15 protein-coding genes are annotated in these 18,309 nt (G+C 39.9%); 5 read left to right on the top strand and 10 right to left on the bottom strand.

From position 1 onward, the window contains the following. Positions 1–100: 100 nt before the first annotated feature. From BW935_RS01355 to BW935_RS01365, 3 genes are all read right to left on the bottom strand, one after another. A complete protein-coding gene (locus tag BW935_RS01355) occupies positions 101–2,281 on the bottom strand; it encodes a S9 family peptidase (RefSeq protein WP_076497794.1) in 2,181 nt (726 codons plus the stop codon). 114 nt (positions 2,282–2,395) lie between these two features. Beyond that, a complete protein-coding gene (locus tag BW935_RS01360; protein ID WP_076498151.1) occupies positions 2,396–2,860 on the bottom strand; it encodes a RidA family protein in 465 nt (154 codons plus the stop codon). 51 nt (positions 2,861–2,911) lie between these two features. After that, a complete protein-coding gene (locus tag BW935_RS01365) occupies positions 2,912–5,230 on the bottom strand; it encodes a T9SS type A sorting domain-containing protein (RefSeq protein ID WP_245802617.1) in 2,319 nt (772 codons plus the stop codon). A gap of 36 nt (positions 5,231–5,266) precedes the next feature. Between BW935_RS01365 and BW935_RS01370 the strand changes: the two genes are divergently transcribed. The 3 genes from BW935_RS01370 to BW935_RS01380 are packed head-to-tail and all read left to right on the top strand — an operon-like array spanning position 5,267 to position 9,197. Next, a complete protein-coding gene (locus BW935_RS01370; RefSeq protein WP_076497796.1) occupies positions 5,267–6,466 on the top strand; it encodes an Lnb N-terminal periplasmic domain-containing protein in 1,200 nt (399 codons plus the stop codon). A gap of 55 nt (positions 6,467–6,521) precedes the next feature. Next, entirely contained in the window at positions 6,522–8,558 is a 2,037-nt protein-coding gene (gene uvrB / locus BW935_RS01375; protein WP_076497798.1) for an excinuclease ABC subunit UvrB, read from the top strand. 3 nt (positions 8,559–8,561) lie between these two features. Next, positions 8,562–9,197 carry an AlbA family DNA-binding domain-containing protein gene (locus BW935_RS01380; RefSeq protein ID WP_076497800.1) on the top strand — a complete coding sequence of 212 codons (636 nt, stop codon included), beginning with the start codon at positions 8,562–8,564 and terminating at the stop codon, positions 9,195–9,197. Positions 9,198–9,458: 261 nt separating this feature from the next. Here the strand turns inward: BW935_RS01380 and BW935_RS01385 are convergent, their stop codons facing one another. Beyond that, complete coding sequence (locus tag BW935_RS01385) at positions 9,459–10,373, bottom strand: 1-aminocyclopropane-1-carboxylate deaminase/D-cysteine desulfhydrase (RefSeq protein WP_076497802.1); 915 nt, start codon at positions 10,371–10,373, stop codon at positions 9,459–9,461. Positions 10,374–10,849: 476 nt separating this feature from the next. Here BW935_RS01385 and BW935_RS01390 point away from each other — a divergent pair, with 476 nt between their 5' ends. Next, complete coding sequence (locus BW935_RS01390) at positions 10,850–11,890, top strand: RluA family pseudouridine synthase (RefSeq protein ID WP_076497804.1); 1,041 nt, start codon at positions 10,850–10,852, stop codon at positions 11,888–11,890. Between the two features lie 711 nt (positions 11,891–12,601). Then, positions 12,602–13,030 (top strand): response regulator, encoded by a 429-nt coding sequence (locus BW935_RS01395; protein ID WP_076497806.1) that lies wholly within the window; start codon positions 12,602–12,604, stop codon positions 13,028–13,030. On the opposite strand, the gene BW935_RS01400 is transcribed toward BW935_RS01395, so the two are convergent. From BW935_RS01400 to BW935_RS01425, 6 genes are all read right to left on the bottom strand, one after another. After that, entirely contained in the window at positions 13,027–13,959 is a 933-nt protein-coding gene (locus BW935_RS01400; protein WP_076497808.1) for a GNAT family N-acetyltransferase, read from the bottom strand. The two genes, BW935_RS01395 and BW935_RS01400, sit on opposite strands and share 4 nt — an antisense overlap. Positions 13,960–14,160: 201 nt before the next feature. Beyond that, positions 14,161–14,907, bottom strand: a complete 747-nt coding sequence (locus BW935_RS01405; RefSeq protein ID WP_076497810.1) for a ThuA domain-containing protein — start codon at positions 14,905–14,907, stop codon at positions 14,161–14,163. Positions 14,908–15,063: 156 nt separating this feature from the next. Further along, positions 15,064–15,828, bottom strand: a complete 765-nt coding sequence (locus BW935_RS01410; protein WP_076497811.1) for a M15 family metallopeptidase — start codon at positions 15,826–15,828, stop codon at positions 15,064–15,066. Beyond that, on the bottom strand, positions 15,825–16,586 hold the full coding sequence (locus BW935_RS01415; RefSeq protein WP_076497813.1) for an SDR family NAD(P)-dependent oxidoreductase: 762 nt from the start codon (positions 16,584–16,586) through the stop codon (positions 15,825–15,827). The genes BW935_RS01410 and BW935_RS01415 overlap by 4 nt, the downstream gene beginning before the upstream one ends. A gap of 50 nt (positions 16,587–16,636) precedes the next feature. Next, entirely contained in the window at positions 16,637–17,866 is a 1,230-nt protein-coding gene (locus BW935_RS01420; protein WP_076497815.1) for a purple acid phosphatase family protein, read from the bottom strand. Continuing rightward, positions 17,863–18,309 carry an energy transducer TonB gene (locus tag BW935_RS01425; RefSeq protein WP_076497817.1) on the bottom strand — a complete coding sequence of 149 codons (447 nt, stop codon included), beginning with the start codon at positions 18,307–18,309 and terminating at the stop codon, positions 17,863–17,865. The genes BW935_RS01420 and BW935_RS01425 overlap by 4 nt, the downstream gene beginning before the upstream one ends.

The raw sequence follows: 18,309 nt of genomic DNA on the forward strand, positions 1-18,309 counted from the left end.
GGTTATGCCAAATAAGTTATACATAATACCCCAAATAAAAAAACATACTTCTATGAAAAGAAAAGCCCCATTTGAAATTCAAATGGGGCTACATGAGTTTTTAAAGCTTTCTCGTGATGAAATCTGTCATCATATTGTATAGATGCCAGCTGGTATTTCCACCTGAGATCCCATGATTTCTATTGGGATAATAGAAAGATTCAAATTGCTTATCTGCCTTGATCAATGCATCTACAAGGTCGACAGCATTTTGAAAATGTACATTGTCATCTCCTGTACCATGGATCAACAACAAGTTGCCCTTCAATTTGTCGACATGGGTGATGGGGGAATTGTCGTCATAACCTGATGGGTTTAGTTGTGGAGTTTGTAGATAGCGCTCAGTGTAGATCGTGTCATAGTATCTCCAAGTGGTCACTGGTGCCACAGAAATAGCAGCCTTGAACACATCATTGCCGATCATCAATGCCAATGATGACATGTAGCCGCCATAGGACCAACCCCATATACCAATTCGGGATTTATCTACAAATGGGAGCGTGCCCAAATGTCTTGCACCAGCAATCTGGTCTTCAGTTTCGATTTTTCCTAAGTTGGCATAGGTGCTATGCTTGAAGTCTCTGCCTCTAGCGCCTGTACCTCTATTGTCTACACAAACCACAATATAGCCTTCTGCGGCCAGGTGGTGATGCCAAAAGTCCCTAGTTCCTCCCCAACTATTGGTAACATTCTGGGAGCCGGGACCGCCATATACGTACATCAATACAGGATATTTTTTTGCTGGATCGAAATCCGCAGGTTTGATCATGTAAGCATTGAGCGAAGTGCCGTCCACAGTTTTGAAATCGAAGAATTCCTTTTCAGCCAAGGCAAAATTCTTCAATTTATCTCTCAGCTCTTGGTTATCTTCCAATACTTGCAATTCTTTCCCTGCTGCAGTATTCAAAGTAATTCTTGCAGGACTATTTGCTTGTGTATGGGTAGCGATGTAGTATTTGAAATCCTTACTCATGTTGATGCTATGCGTACCGCTAGCAGGGGTTAGGATCTTTTTATTTTTGCCATCCATGTTGATGACGTAGAGGTTTCTTTCAAGTGGGGAAGCTTCCGTAGAAATGAAATAGATTTTTTTGCCTTTTTCATCTACACCGATTAAGCTACTTACTTCCCAGCTGCCGCTTGTGATTTGCTTGATCAGCTTACCAGACATGTCATGGTGGTAGATATGCTTAAATCCATCCTGCTCGGAGGTTCGAATGAAACCTTTATCTCCTGCCAAGAAGTAGAAGTTGTCATTGTAGTTGAGATCAACGTAGGTTTTTGATTTTTCCTGTAGGATCAAATTGCTTTCTCCAGTAGCAGTATTGGCAGCAAAAAAATCAAGCTGGTTTTGAAGTCGGTTGAGTCTAATATACGCTAAGATATTTGAAGTAGCAGTCCAGTAGATTCTAGGTAAGTAGATGTCTTTTTCTGTACCAGTGTCTACTTTGATGGTGTTTTGAGAAGCCAAATCATAGACGTGGATACTCACCTCAGCATTTTTTTCCCCTGCTTTAGGATATTTGAACCTATAATCTTGCGGGTAAAGCTCGCCCCATGTTTGCATATTGAATTCAGGAACATCGGTTTCATCAAATCGGATAAAGGCAAGTTTCTTCCCATCTGGAGACCACTCAAATGCTTTGGACATGGAAAACTCCTCTTCATAAACCCAATCAGCAGCCCCATTGAGGATGTGGTTCCATTTACCATCCTCGGTTACTTGAGTGATCTGGTTATTATCAAGCCTTACAATAAAAAGGTTATTATCCTTTACGTAAGCGACTTTGTCATTATCTGGAGATAAGGTAGCGTACATGATTTTTTCACCATTCACGAGCAGTTGTGCCTCGCCTGTCTGTAGGTCTACCACATGGTTGACTGCCATGCTAGATCTTCTGTAAATACGCTCAATGTTAGAGGATAGTAGCGCTTTGGTTTCATCTGCATTGAAACTGTAGCTGGAAAAGTTGACGCCGATTTTTGTGCCATCGATCAGAGTAGCTTCTTGTTTTCCAGTAGCCACGTTGATTTTTACCACAGATGGGCCAGATGCAGATCTTACAAGTGAACTATAATATTGCCCATCTTTCATCCAATTGATACCATAGACTCCCTTCGCAGAGAATGAATTGGACTTGAATACGTCCTCTAAGCTTACTTTTTTCTTTTGTTGGGCAAGAGCCGAAAAGCACAGCATAAGCAATGCAAACAGTGCCCAAGTTTTTTTGATTTGGTACATATTTATATTTGAGTTTATGATTTTCGGGAAAATTATCTGAACGTAAAAAAAGTCAATTATTAACAATTAACCCAAACTTTTACAGCAGAGGTTTTTATTTCAAATTCAAGCCAATCAAACCAGCTCAAACATAGCCTCAATTTCTACGGGAATATTATCTGGAAGTGAATTGAAACCCACTGCACTTCGAGTTCCGATACCATTTTCCTCACCCCATACTGCTGCAAAAAGTTCACTACAGCCATTGATGACATAGGGATGCTTTTCAAATCCATCAACACAATTGACCATTCCTAGGACCTTGATGACTCGCTTGACCCTATTTAGAGAACCAAGATTTGATTTGATAGTAGCCAGCATAGCAAGTCCCACTTGGCGGGCAGCCATCTTTCCACTTAATATATCCAAGTCTTTACCCACTTTGCCAATGATCAAACTCCCATCTTCCTTGAATGAACCATGACCTGACAAATAGAGATACTTACCGTCGACAAGGCACGGTCGGTATACGCCAATTGGCTTAGGTGGTGGAGGTAGGACTAATCCCAAAGCTTCGAAATTGGATTCTGGACTATTCATCATTTGATTTTTTTAAATTGATCAAAAGATAGTTAAAAAATTAAAAAGCAGTTAATTTTTGATCAGTTTCAATACTTCAAAATGCTTGCCGTCAAAAGCATGGATCAGATACATGCCGGCTTGTAGTGAATGTCCTTCGAAACTCAAGTTAAATTTTTCGAGACTGAGTTCATCAATTAAGGTTCCTTTTGAGTCATAGATTTGGATGGTGGAAGATGCTGGATCAAAATAGTTAGGCAGGCTCAGGTGTAATTGTTCCGTTTTGACTGGGTTGGGATAGATGCTCGCTTTGGAACTGTACTCGCTTACTCCCTCTAGTCTGAAAATACGACTGTAAATACGCTTGCCCTCAAGGTTGGTGAATTTGATTCTAAAGAATGTCCTTCCTGTGGGTTCTTTCCAAGCATAGAGATAGTGATTAGATAATTTGTTTGTCTCAGCAGGTAGCTTTACGATACTTTTGAAATTTGCTACCTGATCTATGGACTTTTCAATTTCATAGATTCCTTGCTCTTCGTTTGCTGCGACTTCCCAAGTGATGTTTACCTCACCTGATTCCCAGATTGCTTTTTGATTGATAAAGTTAATTGGGAGTATGGAGAGGTATCGGTAGCTACCTATGGTAAATGTCCGATTATTCAGCTGATCATAAGTAAGGCTTCTCCTCGCCCATAGGGTATCTGCATCTACCCCTGGCAAATGTAAACCTGGAGCTGGGGTACCATTGCTTACAATCCTCAAATCGTCCACTGCATCTACAATCAAATTATCAGCTGCAAGTTCCATTTCGATAGCATCTGATCCAGCAGATAGACCTTCGATTTCGAAGTAAGAATTGAGTTGATAGAGAATGGGAGTTCCGTCGGTATCATCGAAGCCTGGTTCCCAATTTGATCCTGGTATCTCAATGTATCGCACTTGGAAGTCACCACCAGGAGATGTCCCAGATAGTCGTAGTCTCCTCACTCCACCCTGATAGACATCTTCAAAAGGAAAATGTGCATTTTCTTTGGTCAATACTGTAGGGAAATTAGTATAAAAGAACCTGTGAATATTTCTCCAAGAGCCCCCTGTGTACTGAAAAGTCCCTATGCCATCTGTATTGATATATAGGTCGTAGCCATTGAAGTCTATTTGCCCGCTTTCCATGATCCAGTTGCCAAGACTTCGAAGATCATTGAAAGTGACAATTCTGCCGCTAGGTTTGGCCACATGTATTTGACTTAAATCCAGCTCCCAGTTGACAATTTGTTGCTCCGCGGTACCCTGAAACCTGAGCATTGAAGGGCCGTCATTTGGAGTTGGCCCAGTTAGTCTTCCAATATCTCCAGTGAGAAAAACTGAGTCGGGAAGAAGTTTTACGGCAGCATTTTCGAATATTAAATTGTGATATGTTTTTGGATTGCCAGAACTGGCAAAAGTAGTGCTGACCAAGCGTTGTGTACCTGCATTGGAGCGGTAGTAAGTATTGCCTTCAAACCGAAATTCAGCCACATCCATTTGCGGGTTATTGCCAAGCAGTACGAGATTAGCCCCTGGTTTCAGGTGAAAAAGTGCAGCGGGGATCGTATTCGTTCGTCTGATTATCTGCTCTTGAGGAGGTCCCGGGCATTGAGAGACAAAAGTAGCGCCGGGTTCTATGATAAAGTCTCCATAAGGGCCTGTACCATTGAACATCGCTTGTACATTGTAAGAAAAAGTAGAGCAAGCTGGAATACCATCTGTGTTAAGTGTTTGAACTACTGTTCCCGATTCAATAACGAAAGCATTGGCTTTGAAACCTGAATTGACGGTGAGTGTTTGTCCAGGATTTGCCCTGAATCGAACTTGGAATCTACTGTTCAATGTATTCGCACTCCAAGATTCTCTATCTACTACATTTCTATTGTTTCCTATGAAAACAATACTTCCTGTTTGTGGATAAATCCAATCCGTAGTGGCATTGGAGACATTGTTGATTGTGAATTGCCCTAATTCCAATCTAAAAGCTCTCAGGGCTCCATTAACTCTAAGTTCAAAAGTTTGTAAGTTCAAAAGCCTTCCTGGGCTAGCGGCACTGAAAAGATAAAGGTTGTTGACTGATTCATTTGCTCTTATTCTGACTTCATTACCTTGTTGAAAAAACACATTATTCCCAATTTCAGGCTTAGTAGCTGCGGGTAGCCATGCTGTCCCGTCCCACCTTTCCCAAATGGCAGGATTATCAAAGTCTCCAGAACTGATTGTTCTGTAATCTCCTATTTCTAAGGCTATCTGAGAAAAGCTAACGTAGGAATAACCCATCTCTAAAAAAATAAACAAGATAATCCTGTAAATTCGTGCTGAATTTAAGGTCAATTGCATGCCATATTTTCTTTTCAAAAAGTTCATGTTTTAAAAAATAGTCAGACTCATAAAGTTCGTTATATGAAAAACCTTTTGAAAAAAGTTCTGCTCAGTTATTCGTTTATTTATTCGACTATTTTATTTGCCAATGCAGAGCAGTATCAAATCAGTCTACTTACCTGTGATCCGGGAGATCAGATCTATTCTGTCTTCGGTCATAGCGCCATTCGAGTTCTCAATCAAGAAACTGGTGAAGACTTGGTTTACAATTACGGCACATTTGATTTTGATGCCCCATTTTTTGTGGTCAAGTTTACCCAACGGACTCTAGATTACATGTTGACCGTTACCACTTTTGATAGGTTTCTATACGAGTATCAGTACTTTCAAAGAAATGTTAGAGAACAGATTTTGGATTTGAATCCAAAACAAACAGATGAGGTGATTCACTTTTTGAAAATCAACCTTTTACCAGAAAATAGATTTTATCGCTATGATTTCTTCTTTGATAATTGTGCTACTAGAATTAGAGATTTGTTTGAAGATATTCTTGGAAAACAGCTAGTTTGGTATGACCCTGCCGAACCACAGGATCAAACCTTCAGAGAGTTGATTGACGAATATGTCTACCCACTTCCCTGGTATGATTTGGGGATTGACTTGGCCTTGGGTTCTGTCATCGACGCCAAGGCATCAGAGCGGGAAAAGCAATTTTTGCCAGATTACATGGAGGCGGCTTTTGCTCGAGCAGAGATAGAAGGAGATGGACCCACAAGACCTTTAGTCAAAGATGCTAGAACTGTTTTGCAGTTTCCTGACAGGCCATCCGAAGGGAGCCTTTTCAACCCTTATGCGGTGATGTGGCTTGTGGCAATTGTCTTTATGGTAATTACTTTTTTGGGATATAAGCGAAGGCGTTTATACGTGGGATTTGACGCGGTGCTCTTTACAGTACTTGGTTTAGTAGGTTTATTGGTTTTCGTGCTTTGGTTTTTGACTTTTCACTCGCAAACCAAATGGAATTGGAACTTACTCTGGGCTTTCCCTATGCATTTGGCTTTGGTTTATGGCTTGTTAAAAGAAAAGATTCTGCCTTGGGTAAGAAGGTATTTGATGTTTGCTTTGATCATGGCTGATGCAGCAGTTATCTTTTGGATTTTGGGTTGGCAGTCATTCCACCCTAGTTTGATTCCTATTTTACTGGTGGTGATTCTGCGAACTAATTTTCTTTACTATAATTTCGAGACATTTAAGCAGGCTAGGCAAATAGGAAATTCGTGATTTGATAAACTATTATGCAGTCTGAGGGTGTTATCTTAAGCTAGTCAAGAAAAAAATGGATTTCAATTTACAATCAGAATACAAACCTACTGGAGATCAGCCAGAAGCAATCAAACAGCTTGTTCACGGACTCAATGAAGGAGATCCTGCACAAGTGCTTTTGGGGGTGACGGGCTCAGGAAAAACTTTTACCATTGCAAATGTGATCCAGCAGGTACAAAAACCTACCTTGGTTTTGAGTCACAATAAGACCCTTGCCGCACAGCTTTATGGGGAGTTCAAGCAGTTTTTTCCTGACAATGCCGTGGAGTATTTCATATCTTACTATGACTACTACCAGCCAGAGGCTTTTATTCCCACAAGTGGGACTTACATAGAAAAGGACCTTTCTATCAACGAAGAAATAGAAAAACTCCGACTCAGCGCTACCTCTGCCTTGCTTTCAGGAAGACGAGATGTCATCGTAGTAGCTTCTGTTTCCTGTATTTATGGTATAGGAAATCCTGAGGAGTTTGGGAAAAATGTCATCCGACTTCAGGAAGGTGACCGAATCCCAAGAAATCAATTGCTTTTCAAATTGGTAGATATTCTTTATTCTCGGACCAATCATGACCTGACGCATGGCACCTTTAGAGTGAAGGGAGATACTGTGGATATTTTCGTGGCCTATGCGGATTTTGCTTATCGCATTTTCTTCTGGGGAGATGAGATCGAGGCGATTCAGCGGGTAGACCCTGCTACAGGTAAGAAGATTTCTGATGAGAAGCTCATTTCCATCTTTCCTGCTAACCTCTTTGTGACAGGTAGAGATGTGATAGATACAGCGATTCACGAGATCCAGGATGACTTGATGGCACAAGTTTCTTTTTTTGAAAAAGATATGAAGCTGATCGAAGCCAAGCGATTGAGAGAGCGGACTGAGTTTGATTTGGAGATGATTCGTGAGCTTGGCTATTGCTCTGGGGTGGAGAATTACTCACGGTATTTTGACAGAAGAAATCCAGGAACAAGGCCATTCTGTCTTTTGGATTATTTCCCTGATGACTATTTATTAGTGATCGATGAAAGCCATGTGACAGTACCACAGGTGAGAGCGATGTGGGGAGGAGATAGGTCTCGAAAGGTGAATTTAGTGGATTATGGCTTTAGGTTACCATCTGCCCTAGATAATAGACCATTGAAATTTGAGGAATTTGAGGATCTCACCAATCAAGTGATCTATGTGAGTGCCACACCAGCAGATTATGAGCTGGCCCAGACGGAAGGTGTTGTTGTAGAACAGATCATCAGGCCAACAGGACTCTTGGATCCATTGATCGATGTGAGGCCTAGTGCCAATCAAATTGATGATTTGTTGGAGGAAATAGATCAAACCATCAAGTCTGACGCAAGGGTTTTGGTGACTACTTTGACCAAAAGGATGGCGGAAGAATTACAGAAATACTTGGAGCGTGCTGGTGTCAAAAGCCGCTACATCCACTCTGAAGTCAAGCCACTGGATCGAGTTGAAATCCTTAGAGAGCTGAGATTGGGTGTTTTTGATGTATTAGTTGGGGTGAACTTGCTAAGAGAAGGATTGGACTTACCTGAGGTTTCTCTTGTTGCCATCTTGGATGCGGATAAAGAAGGCTTCTTGAGAAATGAAAGGAGTTTGGTGCAGACCATTGGTCGTGCAGCACGTAATTCAGAAGGTCGGGTGATCATGTATGCAGACACTACCACCCATTCGATGCAGCTGGCAATTGACGAGACTCTCAGAAGAAGAGCGCTTCAGATTGCGTATAATGAAAAGCATGGCATCACTCCTAAGACGGTGATTAAATCCAGAGAGAAGATCATGGGGCAAACTAAGGTGGCAGACAGTAAGAAAAATGCAAAAACTTATGCCGAACAACAGGATCAAGAAGCATTGGTAGCGGCGGATCCAATCGTGCAATATCTGAGCAAGGACAAATTGGAGAAATTGATTGCTTCCACACAGAAGCAAATGGAAAAAGCTGCCAAAGAACTCAACTTCATGGAGGCAGCTAGGCTGAGAGACGAGTGGCAAGGCATGAAAAATAGACTTGCTGAATTGAATAGAGGCGTTTAGAATATGACACTTCAGGATATTCATAAGTATGCACAACAAGGTGAAGGCTTGACTGTAGAGTTCAAGAAAAAGGCTGCCTACCCTGACAAAATCGTCAGGGAGATGATTGCTTTGGCCAATACCGAAGGAGGTGTACTGCTTATCGGTGTGGATGATGATGGGACGGTATCGGGTCAGCGCTTTATTGAAGAAGAGGTTTTTGTGATGGAAAAAGCCATCAAAGACTTCATTTTTCCTGATTTGAACTATGAAGTGGAGGTTTTCAAATTAAATCCCAAGAAGGGCGTTGCTGTATTCTCTATTCCAAAGTCAGCAAATCGTCCACATTATATCAAGGAAGAAAAACAAAGACGTGCATTTATTCGAGTAAAGGATAAGACCGTAAAAGCCAGCAAAGAAGTATGGGAAATCCTTCGAAGGGGAAAGCATCCAAAAGACATGGTTTTTACCTATGGAGACAAGGAAACCGTATTGATGCAGGCGCTTGCCGAAAAAGGTGTATTGACACTTAAAGAATATGCTTCACGAGCAAAGTTGCCTAGATTTTTAGCTTCCAAGACTCTTGTACGTTTGGTGTTAGCCAATGTTTTGGAAATCATCCCACAGGAAATCGAGGATCAGTATAGGTTGAAAGAGTGAATTTTTTAAAGACCTCTTTAATAGGTATTAATGGTTTATTTGATTTGGAAGCCTTTTAGATGAATTAGAGTAGAAATACTTTGAAATATGGTTGAAATACAAATGAAATATAGGGATGTGGCTATACGGAACTTTGCAAGTAAATCATATAGCTTAGCATAGATATCAATAGGTATTGGATACTTGTAGATATTGGTTGATCATACCGGCGAATTGAAATGATTGGCAAGGAAACGTTTAATCAGATATAAGGATGTATTGTCAGAGAGGTAGAGAAGTACCGAATCTTTGGTTGAAGCCAGCGAGGCCTTGGAGTCCGCCAGTGTGGAGGATTAGGATTTTGGAACCTTTGGGGAAGTCTCCATTTTTGATTTTTTCGAATACGCCATAGCACATTTTGCCTGTGTATATAGGCTCTAGTACGATTTGAAATTCACCGTAAAACCAACGAATAAAGGCTAGCAAATCAGCATTGGTTTTGCCATAGCCACCAAAATGATATTGATTCTCTATTTCTATTTTGCCTTTCGGGGCAATCTGATGATAGCTGAATAGATCGGCCATCTCTTGATAAATAAAATCTCCTTTGAGCGAAGAGAAGCCAAGAAGTACTTGGTGGGGGCCCAAGCTTGCTGATATGCCTGCAAAAGTGCCTCCTGTTCCGATTGAAGTACAGATATAGCTATATTCATTGTCCTGAACAGACAAGATTTCAGAAGTTCCTTTGATAGCTAGGCTATTGGTCCCTCCTTCAGGCACCTGATAGAAGTCCCCATGTGTTTTCCGAAGCTCGTTTAGAAATTCCTCCTCTTTTTTGTTCCTGTAATCTCCTCTAGACACATAATGCAGCTCCATTCCTTTTTCTCGAGCAGCAACTAAAGTAGGGTTGAGTGGTAGTGTTTCCTCACCTCTTATTATCCCTATTGATTCAAATCCAGCCGCATGACAGGCAGAGGCTGTGGCATAGATGTGATTGGAATAAGCTCCTCCAAAGGTTAAAATTTTCTTTTTGCCCTCCCGCTTAGCTTGCACCAAGTTATATTTAAGCTTGAAAAATTTATTACCTGATGCAAGGGGGTGTACTCGATCTAGTCTTTTGATAGCCACACTAACACCTAGCCTCTCCCATAAAGGATGGTGAAGGGTGTCATTAGATATTTCTTGTGGAATAAGCATGAAACTTAGTTTTAATTCTTTACCGTTAATTTTCCAGTCTAATTATTCGCCTCTTTCCAATATTTTCTTTGATCGCAATTGGTCAATATCAATAAGTATCTAATATCATATTTAAGTTTTATGTGTATCTGCTTACTAACAAGTAGAACCTAAATAATGGAACAAACCTGTGATTTATAGCCAATATCAATGAATATCCAATATCAATTAGTATCGGATTTATTCCTTATTTAAATTGGTTAGTTGTATAATTGCGGATAATCATATTAAGTTTTATGTGTATCCGCTTTCGCACCAGTAACCATAATTTATTACGCACACACCTTAACTTCAGCTGTTGTAGACTATCAACTGTCGTCCGTCGACGATTATCCGCTTGATCCTTTTGTTTTATTGAATTACTGGTGTCATTGCGGATAATCATTTTATCTCTTCAAATATCCGAAATATTATGAAACTAGCCTTACTTTTGTTCCATGGCAGAGGATTTAGATATTGATCAGTTTGACGACGAAGAAGTAACGCTTTTTGAGCATCACCACATGGTGATAGATAAGAAGCAATCTATGGTGCGAATCGATAAGTACCTGACGGATAAATTAGCCAATGCTACAAGAAACAAAGTGCAGACTGCTATTGACAATGGGCACATTACTGTAAATGGGAAGACTGTCAAGTCCAACTATAAAATCAAGCCCGGTGATGAAATCAAAGTGTTTTTAGAAAAGCCTGTGATGCATACTGAGGTGATTCCTGAGGAATTGCCTTTAGACATCATATATGAAGATGACTATTTGTTGATCATCAACAAGCCCCCAGGCATGGTCGTGCATCCTGCGCATGGTAACTGGACGGGCACTTTGGTCAATGGGCTGGTGCATTATTTTAATCAACTGCCGGAGCTACCGGGTAATAGTGGTAGGCCAGGATTGGTACATAGAATAGACAAGGACACTTCTGGCTTGCTTGTGATAGCTAAGTCAGAGGCTGCGATGACCGATTTGGCCAATCAATTTTTTCATCATACCATAGATAGAACTTACATAGCGCTGGTGTGGGGTGAGCCTGAAGCTGATGAAGGTACCATCAATGCCCATGTTGGTAGAAGTGCAAAAGATAGAAAGGTTATGATGGCTTTTCCTGATGGTAGTCAAGGTAAGCATGCCATCACACATTACAAAGTTCTCAAGAGACTCAGGTATGTATCATTGATTCAGTGCAACTTGGAAACGGGTCGGACGCATCAAATCAGAGCACACATGAAGCATATAGGCCACCCACTGTTCAATGATACCATGTATGGAGGTGATAAAATCAGGAAAGGAACGCAGTTCTCAAAGTATAAATCCTTTGTTCAAAACTGCTTTGACTTGATGCCAAGACAGGCTCTTCACGCCAAATCTTTGGGCTTTGTTCACCCAATTACCAAGAAACACGTGTATTTTGAGGTGCCCCTGCCTGAGGATTTCTCTAGTGTCCTTGAAAAATGGGAGCAGTATGTTGTTTTTGAAAAATAGAGATTGGCCAAATTTTCATTCAAATAATAGTTTGATGGCCTTTCAATGCATCTGTTTTTAAATATCATAAAAAATCAAGTAGTAATTATTGATGATTTTTAAAAATTAGCCAAAAAATTGATGATTCTTCAATAGGAAACCAATATATCATTATCAAGTTTTCAAAATTTGAATTTTCGCAATCGTTATAATTTTTGATCAAGAAAATAATAAGGTATGATTTTAAAAATAATGTAAATTTTTAGCTATTTTGTTATATTATTTTCAAGAATAAAATTTGGTGCGTACATTTGTAAAAGAAATCAGAGGTAAAAAGTGCTTTTGAAATGTTTGAAGCGAGTCGGTCGTGATTCTGAAAAGAAAAGAGGTTCGAATCCTTATCAATCATCAGGTTATTTTGGGTTTATTGTTAATTGACTAAGCTATGAAATTATATTTCATAGCTTTTTTTTATGGAATCAGTTTAAAAATTTGTTCCTCCTTGAGTTCTTCGTACTTCTAGGCTTCTATTATCTTGTATTGACTAATCACCCCTCCTTTACTCCACTAATAATTTACATTAAAATGAAAAAATGATTTTACGTGTAAACACCTATTGTTATTTTATTGTAAAATATCCATCTTGTATTCACATAGAATGAAAATGTGTGCTACAATTGATTAGTCATTTACTTCATCACTTTTTCATCTGGTAACCGTAACTAACCACAAATGAATAATATCAATGAATTTGAAGCCATCCTATTGGTGGATGATGATCCGGTGATCAATATTCTAAACTCAAAATTCTTGAGACGTACCGGGTATCTTCATAAGATCTGGAAGTTTGAGAATGGCTTGGAAGCATTTTATTATTTGGGACAGATCATCAAATTGCAGGAGAGCATGGTGACTAAAAATCCAATCTTGGTACTCTTGGACCTGAATATGCCAGATTTCAACGGATGGGATTTCTTAAGGCTTTACAATGACCTGGAAGAGCACATAAAAGATTCATTTAGAATCGTAGTACTATCTAGTTCATGTAATCCAGCTGACATAGACCGAGCTAATGCAGATCCGAATGTCCATGGGTATATCATCAAGCCCTTCTCCATAGAGTCAATCGATGCTATAGAGAAGTTTTTTAGTTATTCTTAAAATAATTCCATATCCCCCAAACTATATTTCCACTGATCTATAAATTCAGACTCAGCTGCAGCTGTCATATTCAATTGCTTAAAGGTAAGCACTGGCCCAATTCGATCATTTTTGATCACCCAGAAACTTTTAAAATATTCGGAAGCTTGCCTGATGCTATAGGTAGTAATATTCGTTTTTTGCTGGAGCGACTGTATTTGCATGCTAAGTGATTGCTGATCAATTTTTTGACTCTGATCAATATGTAGCAAATCGACAATTCTAAGTTCTACACCAAACCTCATGCTCCGCTTTCTGTAGATTAAAAAATAAGTCCGATAGTCTGTCAAAAATCCATAACGTAGAATTGGATTAATTGCATACCGCCAAAAAAGATATGTTTTTGAAATTTGGGTCTGGAAACCCTTGCTACATCTAAATTCCAATCCTTTTAAGCATGACTCCCAATCCTCCGTCGTTGGTAAATCTCCTTTACTTTCTGACTTAGGAATTAGGCTATTAATTTCAAAGCCAACTCCCACTTTGCCAAGTTTCTTCCATCCCAGCTTCAAGTAACCAGGGAGACTTTTTTCATTGGGTGTATTGAAAATGAAATGATATCTTCTAATTCGCGCTTCTTCAGCGAGTGCAGCAGTCAATTTAGAAAAAATCCCCTTGCCTTGATGGTTTGGGTGTACTGCTGTGTCCACTGCTCTCAAGGCTTGGAATTCTTTGTCTTCATTCACCCAGCTCCATTGTAAAAATGCCCTTACACCTAGAAGTTCTCCATGCTCTTCTGCGACAAACACCAAAGAAGGACCAAAAGGATTTTCCAAATGCTTCCATCTCCAAAGAGTTGTTGACTTTGGAATTTTCCCCTCACCTAGTGCCAATTGAAGTAAGGCTACAATCTTTGGAATATCTCCGACTTCTGCTTTTCTGATGATCATAAATAAGGATTAAAAACACATGTACAATTATCGCTTTAAAAAATTACTAATAAAATAAATATAACTCCTTTTGATTTCTGTGTCTAACTTTTAATGCAATTTTAGAGTTTCAAATTATGTTACAGTTTGGCATTAATCAATCTGCCTAGGCTTTTTCCTAAATCAACTATCCCCTTTTTGTCCCGAGGTCAATTCTTTCCCTCACTCCACAGGATACCCCTTTGCAGCCCACCAAATGCCTCCAAGGATGTGTTTCATAAAATTATCGTCTTGAAAAGCCCAATCTGTATGACCTAGGGCAGTATAAAAAATGCGCCCACCATCATACTCATGGGTCCATGCAATCGGATGGAATTCTCCCATACCTTCTTTCGCATCATAAGTGTTTTCGTCAGCTGTGATCAGCACATTCACATTTTCGTTGAAATTTTTGAAGGCATAAATCTCGTCAGACCATACCCATTTTTCAGGTAGGTGGTAAGTCGCTGGATGATTCCTATCGACTACATTGAGCTTGAGCGTCTGCTGATGGGGATGGTTGAGAAATTGCGCTCCAATCAGCTTGGTGTACCAGCCCCATTCGTATTCTGTATCTGTTGCACTATGAATACCTACTATTCCCTTTCCGCTTTGGACAAATTTCTCAATACTTTTTTTCTGCTCAGAGTTGAAAATAGTCCCAGTTGTACTCATCAAAATGATCACGTCAAAGCTTGCTAGGTTTTTGTCGGTGATAAAATCCTCATCTTCGGTAGTATAAATCTGGAATGCATTATCCCTAGCCAATTTTTTCAAGGCGACTACTCCATCTGGTATGGATTGATGACGGAATCCCTTTGTTTTGCTAAAGACCAAAGCCTTGAACTGATTCTGGGAAAAGCCCTCTGAACTCGAAACCACGATCAGAAATAAGGACATAAATGGGATGATAAGGTTTTTCAATTTCATAATAGGTTTGGGTTAATTTTAGATTGTAGATCTTAGATTATTCCTCTCGCAAAGGTTGCTAAGGTGCTGAGAGCGCTAAGATTTTGAATTGATATTTAATCCAGTGTCCATCCGTGTTTATCTGTGGTAAAATAAAATCCGTGAAATCTGCGAGCTCTACTTTACCATGCCGAATTTTTCAGCAGCTTCCTTCCTGGAAAAAGCATTGAAATGCCACCACTCAGATCCAATGCCCGTGAACCCACCATGCTTCATCACTTTCCTGAGAATTTCTCTATTTGCAATATGCTCTTGTGTGATTTTTCCTTCTCTGAGCATCTGACCTTCTCTATCAGGATAGGCGGGATATCCAAAATAATCATAACCAGTGCCCATATCCAAAGCCTCACCTGTTTCAGAATAGGCCAATGTCAAATCCACGGCAACTCCGAAATTATGCAATCCCCCGACTTTGGGATCAGCAACGTAAAGTGGCTTGATGCTATCAGGCTTATCCAAATTATCCCATAAGATCTGCTGTACTGATTGTGGTCTGACACCATCATAGATCAGGAAAGTCAATTCAGGATGTGATGCTTTTAATGCCTCATAAGATTTTTTTAACATTTCAGCTACAACAGGCTGAAGGTAGCAGCGCTCCAAATCTCCATAGACATCTTGTCCGAAGAAATTATCCGTCGTAGAATACTTCAACTCGACGAATACATCTGAGATAACCTGCTCAATATTCACCAGCCCCGCATCAATCAAACTTTGCTCCAACTCACCAACCAGTCTTTCTTCCTCCCTTTCAATTCCGACTTCTACCTCTTGGCCTAAATCCTCCAATTCTAATTCATAGTTGGACTCATACTTTTTTACACAGGAAATTATAAGTAAAAAGCTCAAAACAAAAATCAATAAGTGGTATATGCGTATCATAAGAGGTTCTTTTTGACTAAAGTAGCAGAAGCTTGGGCAGTAGGTAATATGACAATATCAGCCAAGACTACATGCTTGGGCCTGCTCACAGCAAAGGCAATGGTATCTGCAATATCATCAGCCAAAAGTGGCTCGTACCCTTGATATACGGTCTCTGACCTTTCGGCATCACCTTTGAATCTCACCAGAGAAAACTCAGTAGCAACAAGACCTGGATGAATCCCAATAACTCTTACACCATGCGGATTCAAGTCCATCCGCATACCCTTGGTGATCGCATCTACGGCATGCTTGGAACCACAATAGACATTTCCATTAGGATATACCTCTTTGCCTGCGATGGAACCAATGTTGACAATTGTCCCAGAATTTCGAGCAACCATCCCTGGTATGATTTCATGGGAGACGTACAATAGACCTTTGACATTGATATCTATCATGGCATCCCAGTCTTCAAGAGAACCACGCTGTATAGGATCTAAGCCATGTGCATTCCCTGCGTTATTGACAAGGACATCAATGTTTTTCCAATCATCAGGAAGGGAAGAGAGCTTAGATTTCACGGCATCTTTATCTCTGACATCAAATGTCAAAGTAAGTAATTCTACATCAGAAGAAAGCTCGGATCTCAAAGCTTGAAGCCTTTCTGTCCTTCTTCCCGTAGCAATGATATGATAACCTAGCTGAGCAAGTGCTATTGCCGTAGCTTTACCAATACCAGAAGTAGCCCCAGTGATTAGCGCAATTTTTCTTTCCATGCCCTAAGCTAAAAATATTTCTTCAGGATAGAAAAGTAAATCGCCCTCGCTTATTGATGAAGTGGATTTTCTGGGAAACTATCGATGACATTACCATCTGAGTCTACGGAAATCAGACTGAACTGCCTTCCTTCTATGGTCAAAAGTGTGAATGCATTGATAGATTGAGCTTTTTTGAGGTACCAAGTACCAGCTACATCATGGATTGGTCTGGGTTCTGTCCCCCAAGAGCCATCTCCTACATAAACTATCCCAGACTGATCTACTTGTCCAGCTCTGATCGGAAAGGTTCTCTTATATGCATGATCATGATTCTCGAAAGCAATCTTGATGTTATACTTTTCAAAAATCGGTACCCAGTGATCTCTTACCAATGATTGGGTTTTTCCATCATATTCTCTTACAGATGGATAAGCAGGCACATGGTAGATAGGAATGGTATGTAAAAAATCTATTTTAGCTTCCAAGGTTTTTTCCAACCACTCGGTCTGTTCTCCCGCAATGGGGTTGGAATGCTCAGTATCCAAAATAATCAAGCTGAGATATGTTCCAAAATCCAAAGCTTGATATCCCGGTTGTCCTGGAAAAGGAAATAAAGCGTAAAAGTAAGGCGCAATCCTATTTCTAAAGGAATTGGTCTGCTCGTACCCTTCATTTCTGCCATAATATCCTCCCACTACCTCGTGATTGCCAATAGCTACTATACATGGTAAAATTCTACCATCTTCTGTGACTAGGGTATTTTTGTAACTATCAAAAAAGTCATAAATCCTATTTAGGTTTTCAGCTAAGCCATTTTCATAGGCCATATCGCCTCCTATAATGATAAAATCAGGATCGTAAGAGGCGACTACCTTGTTGGTCTTTTCTAGCCATTCTTTTTTGTGCATGGAGTCACCACCTATTGCGATTTTGATAGGCTGCTCATTGATGTTTTCAGGCATAGTCCTGAAATAATAAATCTTATCTGAACCTGGAAATTTGATTTCATAAGCTGTATTTGATCGGAGCATTTGAAGGCTTACACGGTGTACTGTACGATCTGAAAATGGATAAGGCAAAACATCACTTTCCATGGCAGCCCAATTCTCTGTTCCCTTTCTCCTGATCTCCAATGCTGATGGTTGGGCATCATCGCTATGCCAATCTACAGTCATCGTACTTGTAGGATCCTCCACCCATGTCAGATAAAAAGCATGGGGGGCTGATTGGGATACTCCCCAAAAACTGATTAAAAAGAAAGAAAAGGTTAAAATAATTTTAAGATTATTATTTTTCATGTCAGTGCAAATTTTATAGGTATTCTAAATCGTACATTTACTGGCTTCCCTTTTACCATTGCTGGATACCATTTATCTAGTGTTTTTATTACTCGAACTGCTTCATTATCGGTATTTCTAGAGATCGACTTCAGAACCTCAACATCAGACAATTCCCCATTTTGATTAACGATGAAACTAACTAAAACTGTGCCTTCAATCCCCAACAACCGTTCTGTTCTAGGATACTGGATTTCTTCACTAATTTCTTTAAATATTTGTTCCATGCCTCCAATGTACATCACATACCTTAATGGTTTATCCTTCCTCGTAGGGTTAGTAATGAAAGAGCCTTCAAGCTCTACGTATCCTAGCTTTTTCAATTCTCTATTGCTTGATACATCTTGAGAAGCCGCACAAGCACTAAAAGTAAGTACTATCAGAATTATAAAAACTTTTTTCAT

Source organism: Belliella pelovolcani, from assembly GCF_900156785.1.
Lineage (GTDB): Bacteria > Bacteroidota > Bacteroidia > Cytophagales > Cyclobacteriaceae > Belliella > Belliella pelovolcani.